Source organism: Candidatus Villigracilis affinis (assembly GCF_016705895.1).
Lineage (GTDB): Bacteria > Chloroflexota > Anaerolineae > Anaerolineales > Villigracilaceae > Villigracilis > Villigracilis affinis.
The window spans coordinates 121,076-142,463 of record NZ_JADJKT010000025.1 but is presented as its reverse complement, the minus strand read 5'-3'; the positions used below and the strand labels follow the sequence as shown (position 1 = coordinate 142,463).

The window sequence follows — 21,388 nt, the reverse complement described above, 5'->3', positions numbered from 1 at the left end:
ATAGACAACAGACCATTGACCATCAAATCGTCCATCGTCCGCGGTCTATCGTCATTCATCATTCCGCATTCATCATTCTGCATTTCCGAAGGAGCACCTATGTTACTAGAAGCCACCCAAGTCCAAACCATCATCCGCGAGGTCTCTGCCGACCTTGAAACCCCCGTCAGCTTGTATCTCAAACTGCGCGGCGACGGCGCGTCCTTTTTATTGGAATCCGTCGAAGGCGGCGAACGCATCGCGCGCTATTCGTTTATCGGTGTCCAACCCAGAGCGGAATATATTCTGCGCGATGGTCAGGTCGAGGTCAAAGAGAACGGCGAAACACGCACCGTCCAACTCGATCACGACGACCCGACCATCTTTTTGCAAAATGAAATGAGCCGCTTTCCCGCTGTCCACTTGCCGAACGCGCCGCGCTTCACGGGTGGGTTGGTGGGCTATCTCGGGTATGAATCTGTCCGTTATTTTGAACCAACTCTCAGCGAGAAAATGAACCGCGCTCAAATTCCCGATGGAATTTATTTGCTCGCCGATACCATCGTCGCATTCGATCACGCGCGCCGCACCATCTTCCTTATCGCAAATGTTTTGGATGGTAACGCCGAAGCCGCAAATCAAAAATTGGACGCCATCGCCGAGCGCATTCATCAGCCTCTGCCCGCCGCGCAAAAATTGAAGTCAAGCCGTCTGAAATAAAATCGAATCTCACGCGCGAAAAATTTGAAGAGATGGTGCTTGCCGCCAAAGAGCACATCGTTGCTGGCGATATTTTTCAGGTGGTGCTTTCGCAGCGTTTCAGCCGCGAAACCAATGTCGAGCCTTTCGATGTCTATCGCGCCGTGCGCCGCCTCAACCCTTCGCCGTACATGTTCTTTTTTGATTTCGGACTCGTGGACGATGAACCGCTTTATATTGTTGGATCGTCGCCTGAGATGTTTGTGCGTTTGGAAGGAAGAACCGCTTCACTCCGACCGATCGCTGGGACGCGCCCCCGAGGAGCAGATGCCAACGCTGACGCATCGCTTGCCAAAGACCTGCTCGCCGATCCGAAGGAACGCGCGGAGCATGTGATGTTGGTTGACCTCGGCCGCAACGACCTCGGACGCGTCTGCGAATATGGCACGATCAAAGTTTCTGATTTCTTCACCGTTGAAAAATATTCACACGTCATGCACATCGTCTCCCACGTCGAAGGGACTCTGCGCCCCGAACTGACCGCTTTCGATTTAGTGAGAGCCGCCTTCCCCGCAGGGACAGTCAGCGGCGCGCCGAAAGTCCGCGCGATGGAAATCATCGCTGAATTGGAATCCGACGCACGCAACGCCTACGCAGGCATGATCGGCTACTTCGGCTTCGACGGCGCCATGGACACCTGCCTCGCCATCCGCACCATGGTCGGGCGCGGCAACACCGTCAGCGTGCAAGCAGGCGCAGGCATCGTCGCAGACTCAGACCCATCCACCGAGTTTCAAGAGACGGTGAACAAGGCGAGCGCGATGTTGAGAGCGATAGACGCGGCAGAACAAGGATGAATTATGAATGATGAAGGATGAATAAAACCATTCCACATTCTTTCCTCTTTCTTCTTTTGAACTTTTTCATCCTTCATAATTCATCCTTCATCCTTAGAAAGGAAATTACCTATGACAACGAAACCTAGATTATTAACTGGTGACCGCCCCACAGGCCGCCTGCACCTTGGTCATTATGTCGGCTCGCTTCGCAATCGTGTGCGCCTGCAACATCAATATGATTCCTTTTTCATCATTGCTGACCTGCACACGATGACCACCAAACCCGAGCCGCAGTACATCAAAGAGATTCCAACCTACATCCGCGAGATCGTTCTGGATTATCTCGCCGTTGGCATTGACCCGAACGTCAGCACCATCTTTGTGCAATCTGCAATTCCAGAAACCTACGAAATGAATCTGCTCTTTGAAATGCTGGTCACCGTTCCGCGCCTCGAACGCATGCCCACGCTCAAAGACATGGCACGCGACGCCAACATCGACTCCATGCCGTTTGGTTTGCTCGGCTATCCCGTTCTGCAAGCCGTGGATATTTTGTTGCCGCGCGCGAATGTTGTCCCCGTTGGACGTGACAACCAATCTCATGTTGAACTCGCCCGCGAAATGGCACGCAAGTTCAATAACTTCTACGGCAAAGAAATCTTCCCCGAACCAGAATCCATCATCGGTGATGGTGCTTTGCTCGTCGGCACAGATGGACAAGGCAAAATGTCCAAGTCCCTTGGCAATGCCATCTATTTATCCGATGACGCAAAGACCGTCGAAGAAAAAGTCAAAGGCATGTACACCGATCCCAAACGCCTGCGCGCCACTGACCCTGGCACCGTGGAAGGTAATCCCGTCTTCATCTATCACGACGCATTCAATCCCTCCTACGCCGAAGTGGACGATCTCAAAGAACGTTATCGCAAGGGACAGGTCGGCGATGTGGAAGTCAAGGAAAAACTTGCCAAAGCCATCAACGCCTTCCTCGAACCCATCCGCGAAAAACGCGCGTATTACCTTGCCCATCCCACCATCCCGCGCGATGTCCTCGCCAACGGAATCCGCCGTATGCAAACCGAAGCCAAAGAGACCATGACCCTCGTCCGCGATGTGACTGGCTTATCGTATTCATTGGATTTGTTTGCTGATGAAGTGGATATTTTTGGAAATGAAGAATAAGGAACGGTGGTTGAAGGTAGCGATGCGGCCGTTCGAGGCCTTCTTCATCACTTGTTGTTCATACGCTTCGGCACCCCTTCACCAACCGAAGGAAATACCATGTTAGCCCTTATAGATAACTACGACTCCTTCACCTACAACCTCGTTCAATACCTCGGCGAACTTGGCGCGGATATTCGCGTCTTTCGCAATGACCAAATTTCCTTGAACGAGTTGATCGCCCTCAAGCCTGACCATCTTGTCATCTCCCCAGGCCCAGGCGAACCCATCAAAGATGGCGGCGTTTCCCCCGAAGCCATCAAACACTTCACGGGCAAAATTCCCGTGCTCGGCGTTTGCCTCGGACATCAATGCCTCGGCGCAGTCTACGGCGGCAAAGTGGATCGCGCTCCGCGCCTCATGCACGGCAAGACTTCCCCCGTCACGCACAACGGACAAGGTGTCTTCAAAGACATTCCTTCGCCGTTTGAAGCCATGCGCTATCACTCGCTCGTCGTGTACGAACCCATCCCCGCCGAACTTGAAATTGTCGCGCAAACATCCGAAGGCGAGATCATGGCGCTCAAACATCGTCAGCACCCGACCTACGGCGTGCAGTTCCATCCCGAGTCCATTCTGACCGAGCATGGCAAACAACTGCTCAAGAATTTTCTCGATATCAAGATCGCCCCGCCCGCACCTGCGGAGCCGTCCATGCTCAAGCCGTTTATCGCCAAGACCATCAACCGCACCGACCTCACCGTCGCAGAAGCCGAAGAAGCGATGAACGTCATCATGACAGGTCAGGCCACGCCCGCGCAGGTCAGCGCCTATCTGGTCTCGCTCCGCATGAAAGGGGAGACCATCCCCGAGATCACAGGCTCCGTCCGCGCCATGCGTGCCAACGCGGTCAAGGTAAAACTCGCAAATCCCGATGAACGCATTTACGACATCGTCGGCACAGGCGGTGACGGCGCTCACACCTTCAACATTTCCACCGCCGCCGCATTTGTCCTCGCGGGCACGGGACGCAAAGTTGCCAAGCATGGCAACCGCGCCGCGTCCTCTCACTGCGGTTCTGCCGATGTCCTCTCCGCTCTCGGTGTCAGTCTCGACCTCACCCCCGATCAGATCGCCCACGCCATCGACAACATCGGCATCGGTTTTATGTTCGCCGCAAAATTCCACCCCGCCATGAAGCACGCCATCGGCCCGCGCAAAGAGATCGGTCAGCGCACCATTTTCAATGTCCTCGGCCCGCTCACCAACCCCGCAGGCGCGAACATTCAACTCACTGGCGTTTATGCTGCCGCCCTCACCGAGCCGCTCGCCAATGTTCTCAAGGAACTCGGTTCTCGCGCCGCGCTCATCATCTACGGCGCAGGCGGCACCGACGAACTCAACACCACGGGCATCAATCGCATCAGTCACCTCAAAGATGGCGCGGTCAACACCTATGATCTTGATCCCGCCGAATTCGGTTTCGCCCTCGCCACCATGGAAGACCTGCGCGGCGGCACGCCCGATGAATCCGCGGCGATGATGAGAGATATTCTCTCTGGCAAACTCAAAGGCGCGCGCCGCGACTCCGTCCTGCTCAACGCCGCTGGCGCTCTCGCCGCCGAAACTGGCGATTTCAAGTCCGCGCTTGTGGAAGTCACCGCCGCGCTCGATAACGGCTCCGCCCTCGCCAAACTCAACGCCCTCGTTGAGTACTCAAAATCCGTTTCCTAATCCGCTTATCCGCTTTGCCAAAGGCAATCCGTTACCCATGAACATACTCGAAAAAATCATCGCTCAAAAGAAATTGGAAATTGCGGCGCTCGACGCCTCAGCATTACGCCGCGCCGCGGAGCAGAGTCCTGCGCCTCGAGATTTTCTCGCCGCAATCAAGCGCCGCCGCTTCGCACCCCGCCCAAGCCTGATCGCTGAACTAAAGAGAGCCTCTCCCTCCAAAGGGATTCTCGCCCCGCACCTTGACCTCTTCCAAGTGGCAGACATCTACACCCAAAACGGCGCCGCCGCCATCAGCGTCCTCACCGATGAAAAATTCTTCATGGGCAAACTTGAAACACTGCGCGATTTACGTTTCACTCATCAATCACACATTGCCCCTCTTCCGAAAGATTTCACCATCGACGAATCCCAAATCTACGAAGCCCGAGCCAACGGCGCCGACGCCATCCTCCTCATCGCCGCCGCATTGACCGATGACAAACACTTCGCCGACCTGCACGCCTGCGCCCTCAGTTTGGGATTGACCGCATTGGTCGAAGTCCACGACGAAGCAGAAACCGAGCGAGCCTTGAAGTTGAAAGATGTAAAACTCATCGGCATCAACAACCGCAACCTCGCCACCTTTGAAGTCTCCCTCGCCACCACCGAACGCCTCCGCCCGATGATCTCCCCCGAAATCGCCGTCGTCGCCGAAAGCGGAATTTTCACCGCCGCTGATGTAGAACGGTTAGCCAATATCAACATTGACGCCATCCTCGTCGGTGAAGCATTAGTTACTTCGGATGATATCCCTGCGAAGGTTCGTGAATTATCTGGAATGGAGAGTCAATAGTCAAAGGTCTAAAGTCTTTTATGACCTTCAACCTTTGACCTTCGACTTGTAACCTTATGACCAAAATAAAAATCTGCGGAATCAAAACATTGAATGATGCCCTCGCTGCCATTGAAGCAGGCGCGGATTATTTGGGATTTAATTTTTATCCCAAGAGCGTGCGCTTTATTGAGAAGGAAACTTGTGCAGAAATAACATCCGTTTTGAAGCGAGAACATCCGCAAATCAAACTTGTCGGAGTATTCGTAAATTCACCCGTGGATGAAGTAAAGAATATTTGGAAACCTGCCATCTTGACCTTGCTCAACTCCACGGTGATGAAACGCCCGAAATGCTTGAGTCACTTCAATGGAAAAGCATTCAAAGCCTTTCGCGGAATTCCATCAGATATCACTGGCTATGAGCGCAATGATGCACCTGCTTTGTTGGTCGATGCCGCAGTCAAAGGTGTCTACGGCGGAAGCGGCGTCACAGCAGATTGGTCAGCGGCGGCGGAGTTGCAAAAAAATATCCGCTGTTGCTGGCGGGTGGATTGACTCCCGAGAATGTTGCGGACGCGGTGCGGCAGGTCAAACCCTGGGGCGTGGATGTTGCCTCTGGCGTGGAATCAGTCCCAGGCAAGAAAGATGCGAGCAAGATGAAGGCGTTTGTGAAGGCAGTCAAAGACCATTAGAATGGACGATAGACCACATGTCAAATGTTCGTCCAATCCAATCAAGGAGAACTTATGACAACATTATTACCCCCAAAATTCGGCCCCTACGGCGGACAGTTCGTGCCCGAAACATTGATGCCCGCGCTGATCGAGTTGGAGCAGGCATTCGTGGATGCGCAAAAAGACCCTGCCTTCAGAAAAGAATTTGAAGGCTTGCTGGCGTCGTTCGTGGGCAGACCCACGCCGTTGACCTATGCAAAAAGATTATCGGAACAATTGGGCGGCGCGCAAATTTATTTGAAGCGCGAAGATTTGGCGCACACGGGCGCACATAAAATCAATAACGCGTTGGGACAGGCATTGCTCGTCAAGCGGATGGGGAAGAAGCGCGTCGTTGCCGAGACTGGGGCAGGGCAGCACGGCGTGGCATCTGCCACCGCTGCGGCATTGCTCGGACTCGAATGCGTGGTGTACATGGGCTCCGTGGACATTGCGCGGCAGGAACCGAATGTCTTCCGCATGAAATTGCTTGGCGCGGAAGTGCGCCCTGTTGAGTCAGGCACGAAGACATTGAAAGACGCCATCAACGAAGCCATCCGCGATTGGGTGACGAATGTGCGTGACACGCATTATCTGCTTGGCTCGGCGCTGGGGCCGCACCCATACCCGACCATCGTGCGTGAGTTTCAATCGGTGATCGGAATTGAAGCACGCGAACAAATGCTGCGTGATGTGGGGCGTTTGCCCGATACGGTAATTGCGTGTGTGGGCGGCGGGTCAAATGCCATCGGTGTCTTCAGTGGATTTGTGGATGATGAACACGTTGAGTTGATCGGCGTCGAAGCGGGTGGAAGCGGAATTGCTTCAGGCAAACACGCCGCGAGATTTGGCGATGCAACCAAAGCACGCGTGGGTGTCATTCACGGAACGCGAACTTATGTCTTGCAGGATGAAGATGGTCAAATTGCCGAGACACATTCTGTTTCTGCGGGATTGGATTACGCGGCCGTTGGCCCCGAGCACGCGATGATGCGAGATAGCGAACGCGCATTTTACACATCCGCAACGGATACGGAAGCATTGAGCGCATTCCAAACCTTGTGCCACACCGAAGGGATTATCCCCGCGCTGGAGTCATCTCATGCCGTGGCGGAAGTTATCAAGCGCGCGCCGACGATGAGGAAGGATCAGGTGATTTTGGTCAATCTTTCGGGAAGAGGGGATAAGGATTTGAATACTGTGATTAAAGGAATTGGGAAACGAATTTGGGTTAGGAACTTGTGGTCACGCCATGCCGCCAAACGCTTAGTTACCCTGCCTTCATAACGAGGAACTTATGAACAGAATCGAAAACGCTTTCAAAAACAAACCGATCTTCATGCCCTATTATCCCTTGGGCTATCCTGACTTGGAAACATCCATTGATGTGATCGAAGCGCTCGCCAAAAACGGCGCGGACTTGATCGAGGTGGGGCTTTCCTTCTCCGATCCGCTGGCGGATGGGCCTGTGATTCAGCAAGCGACGCAAGTTGCCTTGGAACATGGAATTACAGTCAAGAAGGCACTCGCGGCAGTTGCGGAGTTGCGCAAGCGCGGCGTGACCATTCCATTTATTTTGATGGGATATTTCAATCCCATGCTGGCGTATGGACTGGAGAAATTTGTCCACGATGCGCGTGAAGCAGGCGCGGATGGATTTATCATTCCTGATTTGCCATTGGAAGAGGCGGGTGAGTTTCAATCTTTGGTGGGGGATATGCCGTTGATCCAAATGCTCGCGCCGACATCGCCGAATGAGCGCATGGAATCCATTGCGCGCAATGCGAAGGGATTTATTTATCTGGTTTCGGTTACTGGTGTGACGGGTGCGCGTACTGCCATTTCAGATGGACTTGGCGATTTGATTCAACGTGTGCGAGATCATACGTCCGTGCCTGTGTGCGTGGGATTTGGAATCGGCACGCCTGAGCAAGCCAAGCAGGTTGGTCAACTCGCGGATGGAGTCATTGTCGGGTCGGCGTGTGTGAAATTGATCGGGAGTAGTGAAAAGCCTGTAGAAACAGCGAAGCAGTTTGCGGCGGAGTTCCGAAGCGCGTTATTGGAAGTGAAGAAATGATTCTCGAAGTGGTAATTCTTGATGTAATTCCAAGTCGCGAGAAAGAATTTGAATCGGCGTTTGTAGAAGCATCGTCCATTATTGCCAGCATGGCTGGTTATGCTTCGCATCAGTTGCAGCATTGTTTGGAAAAACAAAATCGTTATTTGTTACTTGTCCAATGGGAGACAGTGGAAGCCCATACGGTTGGGTTTCGCGGGTCAAATGAATATCAAGAGTGGAAGAAACGATTGCATCACTTCTACGATCCATTTCCAGCGGTTGAACATTACGAGATGATCTTCGAGAATCCAAAATAGAATCTCCACCCGCCGCCTTGCGTAATCGGAAATTCCCCCTTGACGCATTTGAGTGACACGCATAGAATAGCGCCCAATATGTTAGCTTCTGTCCGCTTTTATTTTGCGTATTACTTTAACGGCCTCCGCTCGGTTGCCGCTGGTTGCGCTTAAGTAGACAGAAAAATCTGTAACTAAAGAGCGAGGCCAAACGGCCTCGCTCTTTTTTATTACCCTCACCCCCATCCTCTATCCCAGAGGGAAAGGGGGACAATAGGAGAAGAATATATGCCCACACGTGGAATTCGCGGCGCTACCACCGTTGCAGAGGATGAACCAGACTTGATCCTTCAGGCAACGCGGGAATTGCTTGAAGCCATCATAAAAGAGAATCAAGGCATGACGCCCGAAGATGTTGGCAGCGCCATCTTTACAGTGACGGAAGACCTCGCCGCCACCTTCCCCGCGCAGGCTGCCCGTCAAATGGGATGGAGCATGGTTCCGATGATGTGTGCCCGCGAGATCCCCGTGCCCTGGCAGTTTGCCCAAAGCCATCCGTGTGCTTGTGCATTGGAATACGGAAACCCCGCAAAGTGAGATCAAGCATGTGTACTTGCGAGACGCGGTCAGATTACGACCTGATTTGGTAGCCGCGCAATAGAACGTTTGAAAGTTAGAAGGTTTGCATGTTGAATGTTGAAAACCTTCCAACCTGCAACTTGTAAACTTGTAACTGACTAGGAGAAACCACCATGATGATAATTATGAAAGCCAACGCGACACCGCAGCAAGTGGAAGCAGTGATCGCATCCATCAAAGAGGCGGGACTGAACGTCCATCTTTCACAGGGAGTCGAAGCGACGATCATTGGCGCCATCGGCGAAACGCACAACATCCCAATGGAACGCTTCGAAAGCCTCGATGGCGTGGACGTTGTCCAACGCATTACCCAGCCGTACAAACTGGCGTCACGCCAGTTCCACCCCGAAGACTCGGTCATTTCCATGAACGGATTTTCCGTCGGCGGAAATGAAGTTTCCGTGATCGCGGGACCATGCTCGGTGGAGAGTCGCTCGCAGATCATTGAAACAGCCATCGCTGTGAAAGAGGCGGGAGCGTCCGCGTTGCGTGGGGGAGTGTTCAAGCCGCGCACGTCGCCATATTCCTTCCAGGGACTCGGCGAAGAAGGCCTCGAACTGCTCGCTGAAGCCCGCGAAAAAACCGGGATTGCCCATCGTCGTTGAGATCATGTCACAGGTGCAGTTGGATGTGATGGTCAAATACGTGGATGTGCTGCAGGTCGGCGCGCGCAACATGCAGAACTTCAACCTGCTGCGTGCCATCGGCGAATCGCGCACGGCTGTCCTGCTCAAGCGCGGACTCTCCGCCACGGTCGAAGAACTGCTCATGTCTGCTGAATATATTTTGGCTGGGGGAAACCAGCGCGTGATGTTGTGCGAGCGCGGCATCCGCACCTTTGAAACGTCCACCCGCAACACAACCGACATCAACGCCATTCCTGTTTTGAAAAACCTGACCCACCTGCCCGTCATTCTTGACCCAAGCCACTCCACGGGTCTTGCAAATTATGTCGCCGCCATTGCGCGTGCGGGCATTGCCGCTGGAGCCGATGGTCTCATCGTTGAAGTCCATCCCGACCCTGCCAAGGCAGTCTCTGATGGCAAGCAATCGCTCAAGCCCGAAGCCTTCGCGGCGATGGTCAAACAAGTCGGCCAGATCGCGCAGATCATGGGCCGCAACCTCGCGACCGTGCAAGGCGATATCCAGCCGTTGAAACAGGGTTGGGCGTGAAGAGCAGTAACAGTGAGTAATCAGTAAAAAACGAGAAGTGAGAAGTAAACAACGGAACATGCAATATATTTACTTCATCCTTCATAATTCAACCTTTGTATTTAGGAGATTTACTCACCATGATGATCATCATGCACCCCGGTGCACCCCGCGAACAAATTGACGCAGTTATTGCTGCCGTTGAAGGCCACAAACTCACAGCCCATCCCATCTTCGGCGTGGAGCAAACCATCATCGGCGCAGTCGGCGATGGACATTACGTTCTCAAGGAAACCTTCGAAGCCTTCCCAGGCGTGCTCGAAGTGCAGCGTATTTCCAAACCGTACAAACTCGCTTCACGTCAATTCCACGAACAGGATTCCGTTTTCGAATTCAACGGTTTCACCATCGGCGGCACGGAAGTTCCCATCATTGCCGGTCCCTGCTCTGTGGAAGGACGCACACAAATTCTCGAAGTGGCGCAAGCCGTCAAAGAAGCGGGCGCGAATGCCCTTCGCGGCGGAGTCTTCAAACCGCGCACCTCGCCGTATGCCTTTCAAGGTCTCGGTGAAGAAGGTCTCGAATACATGGCAGAAGCCCGCGAGAAAACTGGCTTGCCTCTCGTCGTCGAAGTGATGGCGGTGTCGCAGATCGAGATGATGGAAAAATATGTAGACATCTTCCAACTCGGCGCACGCAACATGCAGAACTTCAATCTCCTCCGCGCCCTCGGCGAAACCCGCACACCCGTCCTCTTCAAACGCGGCATGTCTGCCACCATCGAAGAAATGCTGATGGCGAGCGAATACATTCTCAACGGCGGCAATCACCGCGTCATCCTGTGCGAGCGCGGCATCCGCACTTTTGAAACTGCCACCCGCAACACCACCGACATCAATGCCGTACCCGTCCTCAAGAAACTCACACACCTTCCCGTTGTCATTGATCCGAGTCACTCCACAGGTGACTCCGCATATGTCCAATCCATCGCCAGAGCAGGTGTCGCAGCAGGTGCCGACGGTCTTATCGTTGAAGTACATCAAGATCCGCCGCACGCCATCTCCGATGGCAAGCAATCCCTCACACCTGAAGCCTTTGCCAAAATGGTGAAGCAGGTCAAAGCGGTTGCTGAAGCGGTCGATCGCAGTCTCGTTCCTCAACATGCCACAGCCTGACTTTAATCTCGCAGAGTCCAAGATCGCCATCATTGGATTAGGCTTGATGGGCGGCTCGCTGGCATTGGGATTACGCGGCAAATGCGCCGCGCTCTACGGAATTGACCCGCATCTTCCCACGCTCGAGCTTGCTCTGTCCCAACATATCGTGGACTACGCTGACAGTGATCCTGCCAAGCTCCTCCCCGAAGTGGACCTTGTCATCCTGTCCGCGCCCGTCCCCGCGATCTTGACTCTGCTTGAGCAGTTGCCAACGTTCACACCAAACTCTTGCATCGTGATGGACATGGGTTCAACGAAACGATTGGTGGTCGAAGCGATGTCCAAACTCCCCGAACGCTTCGACCCCATCGGCGGACATCCCATCTGCGGCAAGGAAAAACTTTCGCTGGCAAATGCTGAGAGAACGCTTTACTACGCTGCACCATTTTTGCTCACACCGTTGGAACGAACTTCTTCACGAGCCATCTCCGCCGCGAATCAGATCATCGAAGCCCTCGGCGCAAAAGGCAAAACGCTGGATGCCGTTGAACATGACCGCATCCTTGCATCCACAAGTCATTTGCCATTTTTGATTTCATCTGCGCTTGCACTCACCACCCCCGCAGATGTGACTCCTTTCGTCGGCCCAGGCTTTAAATCCACAAGTCGGTTGGCAGGCACATCTTCATCCATGATGCTGGGTGTATTGCAATCCAATCGCGAGAATGTATTAAACGCTCTGCATGGAATGCAAAGTCAACTGGCAGAGATCGAAGCCGCATTGTCATCTGAAGATTTCGCAAAGCTTGAATCTCTTCTCAACGACGCACAAGCCAAATACCAATCCTTCACTGGCAACTGACCACTTTCTACTTTCCACTCACCACTTTATGACCATTCATCCTTCATCATTCCGCATTCATCCTTTGTCTCGCCCTCTCTCCGCCACCGTCCGCGTGCCTGGCTCCAAGTCACTGACCAACCGCGCCTTGCTCATTGCCTCCCTCGCAAACGGCACGACGCACCTCACCAACGCCCTCTTCTCCGATGACTCGCGTTACTTTGCCAAAGCCCTGCAAACCCTCGGCTTTGATGTTCAACTCGATGAAGCCAATCACTCAATGACCGTCACAGGCATGGGCGGAAAAATCCCTGCAAAGAAAGCCGAACTCTTCATTGGCAACGCAGGCACCGCCGCGAGATTCCTCTCCGCTTTTCTGACTCTTGGCAATGGCGAATACATCCTGGATGGTGAGCCGCGCATGCGCGAACGTCCGATAGGGGATTTGGTGGAGGCGTTGGAGCAGTTAGGTTGCGATATTCAGCCGTTGCAGAAGGCAGAAGGCGGAAAGCAGATTTGTCCGCCAGTAAAAATAACTGCGTCAGGTTTGCGTGGTGGAAAGACAAAGATTGCAGGAGATATTTCATCTCAATTCCTCTCGGCTTTGCTGATGGTTGCTCCCTACGCCCAATCTCCCATCGAAGTGGAACTCACCACTGACCTAAACTCCAAACCCTACGTGGACATGACTATTTCCATAATGAAAGACTTTGGCGTTGAAATTGAACGCAGTGGTTATCAAGCCTTCAAGGTTTCACCTTCTAATTACCAATTACCAATTACTAATTACCCAATTGAGTCAGACGCCTCCGCCGCATCCTACTTCTTCGCCGCCCCTGCCATCTGCGGTGGAACCGTCAAAGTGGAAAATATCTCGCGCAAATCTGTACAGGGCGATATTGCATTTCTCGATGTATTGAAACAAATGGGATGTGAAGTGGAAGAAGCTAATAACTCGATTACGGTCTACGGCCCGCAGGGATTATCCATCGTCGGTGTTGATGTGGACATGCGCGACATTCCCGACACTGCTCAGACCCTCGCTGCCATTGCTCCTTTCGCTTCATCACCGACTAGAATTCGGGGTATTGCTTCTGCGCGAGTCAAAGAAACTGACAGAGTATCCGCAACCTGCACCGAACTTAAACGGCTGGGAGTAGAAGTCGAAGAACATGAAGACGGTATGACCATCCATCCATGCCAAACTTTCAAACCTGCCAACATTCAAACCTACAACGATCACCGCATGGCAATGGCATTCTCTCTCATCGGCTTGCGCTTTGACGGTGTCACCATCGAAAACCCATCCTGTGTTTCGAAAACATTTCCGAACTTCTTTGAAGTGTTAGAAACCTTGCGCTAATTATTATGCCTGAACCTTCATCAATCATCACTCATCATTCATCATTTGTACTTGGTCTCATCGGCTATCCGCTCGGACACTCACTGTCACCGAAGATTCACGCTGCTGCTTTAAGTGCTTGCGGCTTACAGGGAACTTATTCCTTATTTTCCATTCCCCCCGAAGACAAGCAGGGATTGAAAGACTTGCTCGCCCGCGTCCGCGGAGGTGAAATTACAGGACTCAACGTCACCATTCCGCATAAACAAAATGTCATTGAGTTGATGGATGAACTTACACCCACTGCCCAAGCTATTGGCGCAGTCAATACCATTTATATGCGAGAGAACAAACTCGTTGGTGATAACACAGACGCGCCGGGTTTTCTTGCCGATTTGAAGAAGTTTATTGGGAGTCGGGAGTTGGGAATTGGGAAGCGCAAATCAGCTATTATCTTGGGCGCAGGTGGCTCAGCAAGAGCAGTTGTTTACGCCCTGTGTAATGACGGATGGAACGTCACTCTCGTTGCTCGTAGAATCGAACAAGCCAAAAAACTTGCAGATTCTTTTGCGAATCTCGAAGTACGAGTTGTGGAGTACTCATCTTTCATCTTTAATCTTTCCTCTTTTGCTCTTATCGTCAATACCACACCTTTGGGAATGACCCCAAACATCGAAACCTCACCATTGCCTGAAAATATAATTTTTGCAGAGAACGCACTTATCTACGATTTAGTCTACAATCCACGCGAAACAAAATTGGTGAAAGATGCTCGCGCACAGGGATTGTACGCCACGACGGGCTTGGGCATGCTCATCGAACAAGCCGCCCTCGCTTTTGAAATATGGACAGATCACAATCCACCGCGCGAAACCCTTTACCAAGCTGTTCAACCTTAATTCTTTCTTTTTCATCTTTTACCCTTATCACTCACTACTCGGAGACCCTATGCCACTTCGCTTTCTCACCGCAGGTGAATCCCACGGACCATCGCTCACAACCATTCTGGACGGCCTCCCCGCAGGGCTTCCCCTCACGATTGAAATCATCAACAAAGAACTTGCCCGCCGTCAGCAAGGCTACGGTTCGGGCGGACGAATGAAGATCGAAAAAGACATCGTACAAATCCTCGGCGGTGTGATGGGCGGTGAGACCACAGGTGCGCCGATTGCCTTGCTCGTGCAAAACGATGACCATGTCAAATGGAAGGGCAAAGCCATCGAACCGATGACCGCGCCGCGCCCCGGCCATGCGGACTTAACAGGTGCGGTCAAATACGGATACAAAGACTTGCGCCCCGCTCTTGAGCGTGCTTCTGCCCGCGAGACCACGATGCGCGTAGCCGCTGGGGCGGTGTGCAAGCATTTTCTCGCGCAGTTTGGGATCATCGTTGGCGGGTATGTCTCGTCCATTGGCGAGGTGCAAACCGATTTTGGAGATATGCCTTTTGAAGAGCGCTTCACTCGCGCCGAAGAATCCGATGTGCGCTGCCCGATCGAATCATCTGCAAGTCAAATGCGTGCTGAAATCGAAAAGACCATTCACGGCAAAAACACATTGGGCGGCGTGCTTGAAATTGTTGCGCTCAATGTTCCTGTTGGCCTCGGCAGTTTTGTCCAATGGGATCGCCGCCTCGAAGCCAAACTCGCACTCGCCATTATGTCCGTCCAAGCCATCAAAGGCGTGGAAGTTGGTGACGCATTCGAGAATGCCAAACGAATTGGCACACAAGCCCATGACCCAATCAACCTTCGACCTTCAACCTTCGACCTTCAACGTTCAACCAACCGCGCAGGCGGAACCGAAGGCGGAATCAGCAATGGACAGCCGATCATCATCCGCGCGGCGATGAAACCGATAGCCACCACGCTTCTTCCCCAGCCGACAGTTGATCTTGCTTCGGGGACAGAATCTCCCACCAAATATGAGCGCTCCGATTTTTGTCCCGTCCCGCGTGCCGTGCCGATCCTCGAATCAATGGTTGCCTTCGTTCTGGCAGATGCTCTCCTCGAAAAACTCGGCGGTGACTCGCTCAACGAAATGAAACCGCGTTTTGAATCTCTGAGAAAAGCCACCCTCGAAGATTTGCCGATGGACAACATTCCACATATTTTTTGGGAATAATTAATTCTCATGCGAGTCCACAAGTAAATCCCTATTTGATTGCTTCGTCGGGCAATCATCCTTCAATGACGGATGGAGACCTATGAAACACATCTTCCTCTACGGCCCTCCTGGGACAGGTAAATCCACAGTTGGGAAAAAACTTGCCCATAATCTCAAACTGCCATTCATTGACCTTGATCGCGTGATCGAAACAAATGCAGGCAAATCCATTCCGCAGATCATGGAAAAACAGGGTGAGACTGCCTTTCGTGACCTTGAATCTGCGGCGTTGAAAAACCTGCTGCATGAAAAAGAAAGTGTCGTTGCCCTCGGCGGCGGTGCTTTGTTGCGTGACGAAAATCGTAATTTCGTTGAAAGCAATGGCAAGGTTCTGCTGCTGATGGCAGAGTTGTCCACTTTGCTTGAGCGGTTGCATTATGAGTCTGGGAATCGTCCTTTGCTGGCTGGCGACTTGCGCGAGAAACTTTCCTCATTGCTTGCGAAGCGTGCGGAACATTACAACTCTTTCCCCATGCTTATCCATGTGGACGGAAAAACTGCGGAGCAAAATGCTCATCATGCGCAAGTTGTGCTGGGACGACATCATCTCTCCGCGATGGGGGAGTACGATGCAATCGTAGGTCAGGTTTCCGACCTGACAAACTTCCCCATGCAAAATCCCATCATTGTGACGGATGAGAACGTGGCGAAATTTCATCTTGAGAAGATGCAAAACCTCTTGCAGGCGAAGGCCGTCATTATCCCTGCGGGGGAAGAACATAAAAATCTGGAAACCATTTCACTTTTATGGAAATCCTTCCTCGAAAACGGATTGGATCGTAAAAGCACAGTGATTGCCCTTGGCGGCGGGGTGCTCAGTGATATGGCTGGCTTTGCCGCATCCACATATATGCGTGGAATTGCGTGGGTGGGCGTGCCGACCACTTTGCTTTCGATGGTGGATGCTTCGCTTGGCGGCAAGACAGGTTTTGACTTGCCCGAAGGAAAAAATTTGATCGGCGCGTTTTATCCGCCGAAACTGGTGTTGGCCGACCCGCAGTTGCTTGGCACACTGCCCGAAGCAGAGTTGATCTCTGGCATGGCGGAAGTGGTCAAGCATGGAATTATCTCTGACCCTGAATTATTCAACTTGTGCTTGCGCGGGTTGGATTGGGTGAAAAATAATCTCGAAGAAGTTGTCAAACGCGCGATGGCGGTGAAGATCAAAGTCATTGAGGAAGACCCGTACGAAAAAGGAATCCGTGCGGCGTTGAATTTGGGACATACGGTTGGGCATGCGGTGGAACTTGTCAGCAAGTTTAAGCTGCGGCATGGAGAGGCCATTGCCATCGGTACAGTGGCTGAGGCGAAGTATGCTGCTCGGGTCGGGCTGGCAGGTGACGGGTTGGTCGAGGCGGTGACTGAGTCGTTCAAGTCGTTGGGGCTGCCCATCCAAATCCCCGAAGCGATGCCGCGTGAAGAAATCATCCGCGCGATGCGGGTGGATAAAAAGAAAACTGCAAAGGCCATTCGCTTTGCTTTGCCTGTTGAGATCGGGCGAGTGGAGTTGGTGGAAGTGACGGATTTGGAATCGGTTTTGGACGACGGACAATAGACCATTGACCATGTCGTCCGTTGTCTGTGGTCTATCGTCAAAGTGAGGAATCATGAAAATATTACTTTTGCACGGCCCGAATTTGAATTTGCTTGGCACGCGTGAACCGGAAGTGTATGGTTCGATGACGTTGGATGACATCAACGAAAAGATGATTTCGTTGGGAGAAGAGTTGGGCGCGGAAGTGATTTGCCTGCAATCGAATCACGAAGGTGCGTTGATCGATGCTCTGCACGATGCGCGGACGTGGGCGAACGGCGTGGTGTTCAACCCTGGCGGGTACACACATACGTCGGTTGCGCTGCGCGATGCGATCTCTGCGATCGTGATCCCTGTGATCGAAGTGCATCTTTCGAACGTGTATGCGCGTGAAGAGTTTCGACATACATCGTTGGTTTCAGCGGTGTGCAAGGGCAAGGTAAGCGGGTTTGGCTGGCGTTCGTATGAATTGGGTTTGCGTGGGCTCGTTGATATAATCAAGGTGTGAACACTCAAACCATACAAACTGCTGAACCCTTTTTTTTGCCTGGTAGTCGTACAGGCATTTTGCTTATTCATGGTTTCACGGGTACGCCCAAGGAAATGCGTTGGATGGGGGAATACCTAAACCGTGAACTTGGTTTTACCTGCCTCGGTGTGCGGCTGGCAGGACATGCAACCCGCCCCAAAGATATGGTCCGTTCGCGCTGGACCGATTGGACTGCTTCTGTTGAAGATGGTTACAATCTCCTGCGCGGTGCAGCGGATCATATTTATTTTGTTGGGCTTTCGATGGGCGGGGCGTTATCTTTGCTGATGTCTACAAGGTTGAATGTGAAGGGGATTGTGACTATATCCGCGCCATATATGATGCCAGATGAACACCCCGCGTGGCAAATCCAATTGTATAGTTATTTCAAAACATATCTTCCAAAGACTAAAGGAGAGCCCGGTGCAGGCTGGTTTGACAAGGAAGCCTACAAAGAACATATTTCGTATCCGCTGAATCCCATCCGCTCGGCGGCGGAATTGAAAATTCTGCTGGATAAAATGCATACAGCTTTGCCGAAAGTGACTGTCCCTGCGTTGTTGATCCATTCCAGAGATGATGCGTATGTGGTGCCTGAGAATATGGAAAAGATTTATGCAGGGCTGGTAAATGCTCCAGACAAGACAAAGCTATATGTGACTGGGTCAGGCCATGTCGTTACGCGTGATGCGGCTCGTCATCAGGTGTTTGAAGCGGCGCGGGATTTTATCCGCAGAGTTGAAAACCAGTCATAATTCCAAGAGGAAACTTTGAATCGAAATCTGACGTTTGTTGTGACATCCCTTCTGTTTTGGGGAATCGGCGAAGGGATGTTCTTCAACTTTGTCCCGATCTATCTGGGCAAGGAGTTTGCGCTGGGTGAGGAGCAAATTGGGTTGGCGCTTGGGACATTCGGTTTTTTCAGCGCGGTCACGCATATGCCGAGCGGCTATCTGGCGGACCGCATCGGCAGGCGGCCTTTGCTGATTTCTGCGTGGATTTTGGGACTCGCTTCTGCGTTCACGATGGGAATTTCGACCGCTCTGCCTTTTTACCTGGTGGGTTTGTTCGGCTATGGTCTGACCGCTTTTGTCTCTTCGCCGTTGAGCAGTTATGTCACTGCCGCGCGCGGTGACATGCCAGTGGGTACCGCACTTTCGCTGGTGTCGGCCTCTTTCAATATTGGCATGGCGCTTGGCCCTGTGACAGGCGGCTGGATCGGTGATCATTACGGCATGCGCATGAGTTATCTTGTGGCTGCAGGGATTTTTATTTTTTCGGTTGCGAGTATTTTGTTCATCAAAAAACAGCCGCTTGATAAACACGATCCTGAAGCCCCGCCCATTAATTTGTGGAAGAACCGTGGATTCATTTCGTTTTTGGGCATGGTTGGGTTTGCCGTTTTTGCCATGTATCTAGCCCAGCCGCTCACGCCGAATTTCTTGGAAGGCGTTCGTAAATTCTCGCTGAGTGAAACGGGATGGATATTTTCAGCGGGCGCGTTGGGGAATGCGCTGTTTGCCATCGGCTTCAGCCGCCTCGACCCGCGCAAAGGATTTTTGTATGCGCAGGTTTTGGTGATGCTTTTTGCGTTGATCATGTGGAAAGGCTTCGGTCTACCGCTTTTCATGCTGGGATATTTTCTGCTGGGCGGTTTCCGCGCGGCTCGCCCAATGGCGCAAGCGCAGGGACGCGAGCTTGTGCATCCATCGCAGATGGGCTTGATGTATGGCACGCTTGAAACGGTCAACGCGACCATTTTCATTTTCACGCCGCCGCTGGCTGGTTATCTTTTTGTGATTGACCCATTCTTGATCTATCCGCTGGCGATGGGTTTGATCGCGCTGGCGATGATGTCCACATTTATTTTTTCCTATCGAAAGGTACAACATGCTTGAGATCGTTTCCTTCACCCTTGGCCCTGCGCAAACCAATGCTTATCTGGTGGCTGACCCCGATACAAAAGAGGCCGTTGTCATTGACCCATCCTGGGATGGACATATCATTCTGGCAGAGGCGCAGAAGCGCGGCTGGCGCATCGGTCATCTCTGGTATACGCATGCGCACTTCGACCACATCGGCGGCGCGGCTGCCATTGCCGATGCCTTGAATCCGCTGCCGCATGTGGCGCTGCACCCCGATGACCATGTTCTCTGGCGGGCGGGCGGCGGCGGCGCGAAGTTCGGTTTGAATATTGACCCTGGCCCCGAACCGACCATTGATTTTGTGCAAGGCATGATTCTAAAACTCGGCTCGAATGAATTTGAAGTGCGTTACACGCCGGGGCACACCAAAGGCCATTGCATTTTATATGTTGCAAAGGAAAATATCTGCTTTTGCGGCGATGTGATCTTCAACGGCAGTGTGGGCCGCACCGACCTGCCCGGCGGCGATTTTGCCACGCTGGAGAATAGCATCCGCACACAGATTTTCACCATGCCTGATGAGACCCGCCTGCTTTCCGGTCATGGACCTGAAACGACAGTAGGACACGAAAAAATGTACAATCCTTTTGTGGGTTTAAATTAATTCCTGTATAATCTGAAAAAGTGAGGAGATGAAAAAATGAAAAATCCAAATGCTCAAAATCAAAAATCGAATTCTGCACCTTCAACGCCCCCATCCAATCCAAGACCATCCTTTCTCTCTTTAATTCCAGGCTGGTTTGTTGGGTTGATTCTCGGGGTCATCGTTATTGCTGTGCTTGCCAATGTGAGTAAATCATTTTGGTATTTTGAAGTGATCGAGAATGATCAGGTTGGAGTCACAATTGAGGCGGGTGAAATTCAGGGTGTGCTGCAACCTGGTATTGCATACGACTTTGGCCTATTTGTAGATCTGGTCAAGATTACAACCAGCGCAGTCGCCATCACAGTAGATGACCCTGAGTTGATCACAATTGACAAACAGCGCATTGGGCTGGAAGTCACCGCCGATGTGTTCCGTCCGCGGGAGGCTGATATTGTCATCTCCAATTATTCGCGATATCGAAATATTTATTTGAATGACGAATCGCTCCAACAGCGTATGACGGCATTTACCCTGCAAGCCATGAAGGTTTGCGTGGGCGACAAGAAGTTTGACGAAGCCGTCATTGGCTCGGGACGCGATGACCTGCGTGCCTGTATCGATGATGAATTAAGCGGCCTGGCCGAACCTCTGGGGCTTGAAGTGCGCAATGTGGCTGTGCCGCAGATTACGATCTCACCGGAAGTGCAGGCTGGGTTGGATGCCATCGTCCAAAGCCGTTTGGCTACTGAAAAAGCCAAGCAGGATGCCGAGAAAGCGAAGCAGGAAGCCATTGCCCAACAGGCAGTTGAAGAAGGCCGCATTCGGGTGGATCAAGCCAAATTGCAGGAAGAAGCCAGACAGCAAGCCATCCTGCAGGATATCAAACGTCAACAATTGGAAGCTGAACTTGCCGTGATCGAACAGGAAAAGGTCAATACGGAAGCACAGTTGGAGTTGACCAACCTTCAACAACAAGTAGCCGATGAACAAGCTTTGGTCGATATCGCCAAAGAACTTGCGTTAGCTGCGTTGTATGAAAAATATCCGTCGTTCGTTGCTTTGCAAATCGCTCTGGCAAATGCGGCTGCCATCAAACCCACGGATAAATTCATCTTCACTCAGGAAGGTGTCTTCCCGAATTTGATTTTCTCGAACGGTACATTGCCCACATTCAACGTAAATCCATAATTGGTCGGGGTGGAATTACTCCACCCCGATATT

The 21,388-nt window shown here is 52.3% G+C and carries 20 protein-coding genes and 3 pseudogenes; all 23 read left to right on the top strand.

Features of this window, described 5'->3' with window-relative positions; translation table 11 throughout:
- A pseudogene (locus tag IPI86_RS11955) lies at positions 1-699 on the top strand (hypothetical protein); the annotation flags it as partial.
- Between the two features lie 32 nt (positions 700-731).
- Entirely contained in the window at positions 732-1,535 is an 804-nt protein-coding gene (locus IPI86_RS11950; RefSeq protein ID WP_345298237.1) for an anthranilate synthase component I family protein, read from the top strand.
- Positions 1,536-1,646: 111 nt separating this feature from the next.
- Positions 1,647-2,699 (top strand): tryptophan--tRNA ligase, encoded by a 1,053-nt coding sequence (trpS, locus tag IPI86_RS11945; RefSeq protein ID WP_345298236.1) that lies wholly within the window; start codon positions 1,647-1,649, stop codon positions 2,697-2,699.
- A gap of 99 nt (positions 2,700-2,798) precedes the next feature.
- Positions 2,799-4,412 (top strand): anthranilate phosphoribosyltransferase, encoded by a 1,614-nt coding sequence (gene trpD / locus IPI86_RS11940; protein ID WP_345298235.1) that lies wholly within the window; start codon positions 2,799-2,801, stop codon positions 4,410-4,412.
- A gap of 37 nt (positions 4,413-4,449) precedes the next feature.
- A complete protein-coding gene (trpC, locus tag IPI86_RS11935; RefSeq protein WP_345298234.1) occupies positions 4,450-5,247 on the top strand; it encodes an indole-3-glycerol phosphate synthase TrpC in 798 nt (265 codons plus the stop codon).
- Positions 5,248-5,303: 56 nt separating this feature from the next.
- Entirely contained in the window at positions 5,304-5,783 is a 480-nt protein-coding gene (locus IPI86_RS11930; protein WP_345298233.1) for a phosphoribosylanthranilate isomerase, read from the top strand.
- On the top strand, positions 5,780-5,920 hold the full coding sequence (locus IPI86_RS11925) for a hypothetical protein (protein WP_345298232.1): 141 nt from the start codon (positions 5,780-5,782) through the stop codon (positions 5,918-5,920). Before IPI86_RS11930 ends, IPI86_RS11925 begins: the two co-directional genes overlap by 4 nt.
- 54 nt (positions 5,921-5,974) lie before the next feature.
- Positions 5,975-7,228: a tryptophan synthase subunit beta gene (trpB, locus tag IPI86_RS11920; protein WP_345298231.1), complete on the top strand. Its 1,254-nt coding sequence runs from the start codon at positions 5,975-5,977 to the stop codon at positions 7,226-7,228.
- Positions 7,229-7,238: 10 nt separating this feature from the next.
- The gene (gene trpA / locus IPI86_RS11915; protein WP_345298230.1) at positions 7,239-8,018 is read left to right on the top strand and encodes a tryptophan synthase subunit alpha; all 780 of its coding nucleotides are present in this window, start codon (positions 7,239-7,241) and stop codon (positions 8,016-8,018) included.
- The gene (locus tag IPI86_RS11910; RefSeq protein WP_345298229.1) at positions 8,015-8,317 is read left to right on the top strand and encodes an antibiotic biosynthesis monooxygenase; all 303 of its coding nucleotides are present in this window, start codon (positions 8,015-8,017) and stop codon (positions 8,315-8,317) included. The genes trpA and IPI86_RS11910 overlap by 4 nt, the downstream gene beginning before the upstream one ends.
- A 267-nt stretch (positions 8,318-8,584) precedes the next feature.
- Positions 8,585-8,957: pseudogene (gene aroH, locus IPI86_RS11905) on the top strand (chorismate mutase).
- 91 nt (positions 8,958-9,048) lie between these two features.
- Positions 9,049-10,108: pseudogene (aroF, locus tag IPI86_RS11900) on the top strand (3-deoxy-7-phosphoheptulonate synthase).
- 119 nt (positions 10,109-10,227) lie between these two features.
- The gene (aroF, locus tag IPI86_RS11895; RefSeq protein ID WP_345298228.1) at positions 10,228-11,262 is read left to right on the top strand and encodes a 3-deoxy-7-phosphoheptulonate synthase; all 1,035 of its coding nucleotides are present in this window, start codon (positions 10,228-10,230) and stop codon (positions 11,260-11,262) included.
- Positions 11,249-12,106 (top strand): prephenate dehydrogenase, encoded by an 858-nt coding sequence (locus IPI86_RS11890; protein WP_345298227.1) that lies wholly within the window; start codon positions 11,249-11,251, stop codon positions 12,104-12,106. Before aroF (IPI86_RS11895) ends, IPI86_RS11890 begins: the two co-directional genes overlap by 14 nt.
- A gap of 64 nt (positions 12,107-12,170) precedes the next feature.
- Complete coding sequence (gene aroA, locus IPI86_RS11885; protein ID WP_345298226.1) at positions 12,171-13,448, top strand: 3-phosphoshikimate 1-carboxyvinyltransferase; 1,278 nt, start codon at positions 12,171-12,173, stop codon at positions 13,446-13,448.
- Positions 13,449-13,453: 5 nt separating this feature from the next.
- Positions 13,454-14,326 carry a shikimate dehydrogenase gene (aroE, locus tag IPI86_RS11880; RefSeq protein ID WP_345298225.1) on the top strand — a complete coding sequence of 291 codons (873 nt, stop codon included), beginning with the start codon at positions 13,454-13,456 and terminating at the stop codon, positions 14,324-14,326.
- A gap of 49 nt (positions 14,327-14,375) precedes the next feature.
- Complete coding sequence (aroC, locus tag IPI86_RS11875; RefSeq protein WP_345298224.1) at positions 14,376-15,551, top strand: chorismate synthase; 1,176 nt, start codon at positions 14,376-14,378, stop codon at positions 15,549-15,551.
- An 82-nt stretch (positions 15,552-15,633) separates the two neighbouring features.
- A complete protein-coding gene (gene aroB / locus IPI86_RS11870) occupies positions 15,634-17,148 on the top strand; it encodes a 3-dehydroquinate synthase (protein ID WP_345298223.1) in 1,515 nt (504 codons plus the stop codon).
- Positions 17,149-17,200: 52 nt separating this feature from the next.
- Positions 17,201-17,635, top strand: a complete 435-nt coding sequence (gene aroQ / locus IPI86_RS11865) for a type II 3-dehydroquinate dehydratase (RefSeq protein ID WP_345298222.1) — start codon at positions 17,201-17,203, stop codon at positions 17,633-17,635.
- On the top strand, positions 17,632-18,411 hold the full coding sequence (locus IPI86_RS11860) for an alpha/beta fold hydrolase (RefSeq protein WP_345298221.1): 780 nt from the start codon (positions 17,632-17,634) through the stop codon (positions 18,409-18,411). The genes aroQ and IPI86_RS11860 overlap by 4 nt, the downstream gene beginning before the upstream one ends.
- Positions 18,412-18,426: 15 nt before the next feature.
- Positions 18,427-19,554, top strand: coding sequence for an MFS transporter (locus IPI86_RS11855; RefSeq protein WP_345298220.1), 1,128 nt, complete (start codon positions 18,427-18,429; stop codon positions 19,552-19,554).
- A complete protein-coding gene (locus IPI86_RS11850) occupies positions 19,547-20,185 on the top strand; it encodes an MBL fold metallo-hydrolase (protein ID WP_345298219.1) in 639 nt (212 codons plus the stop codon). Before IPI86_RS11855 ends, IPI86_RS11850 begins: the two co-directional genes overlap by 8 nt.
- A gap of 36 nt (positions 20,186-20,221) precedes the next feature.
- Complete coding sequence (locus tag IPI86_RS11845) at positions 20,222-21,355, top strand: SPFH domain-containing protein (protein ID WP_345298218.1); 1,134 nt, start codon at positions 20,222-20,224, stop codon at positions 21,353-21,355.
- Positions 21,356-21,388: the final 33 nt, after the last annotated feature.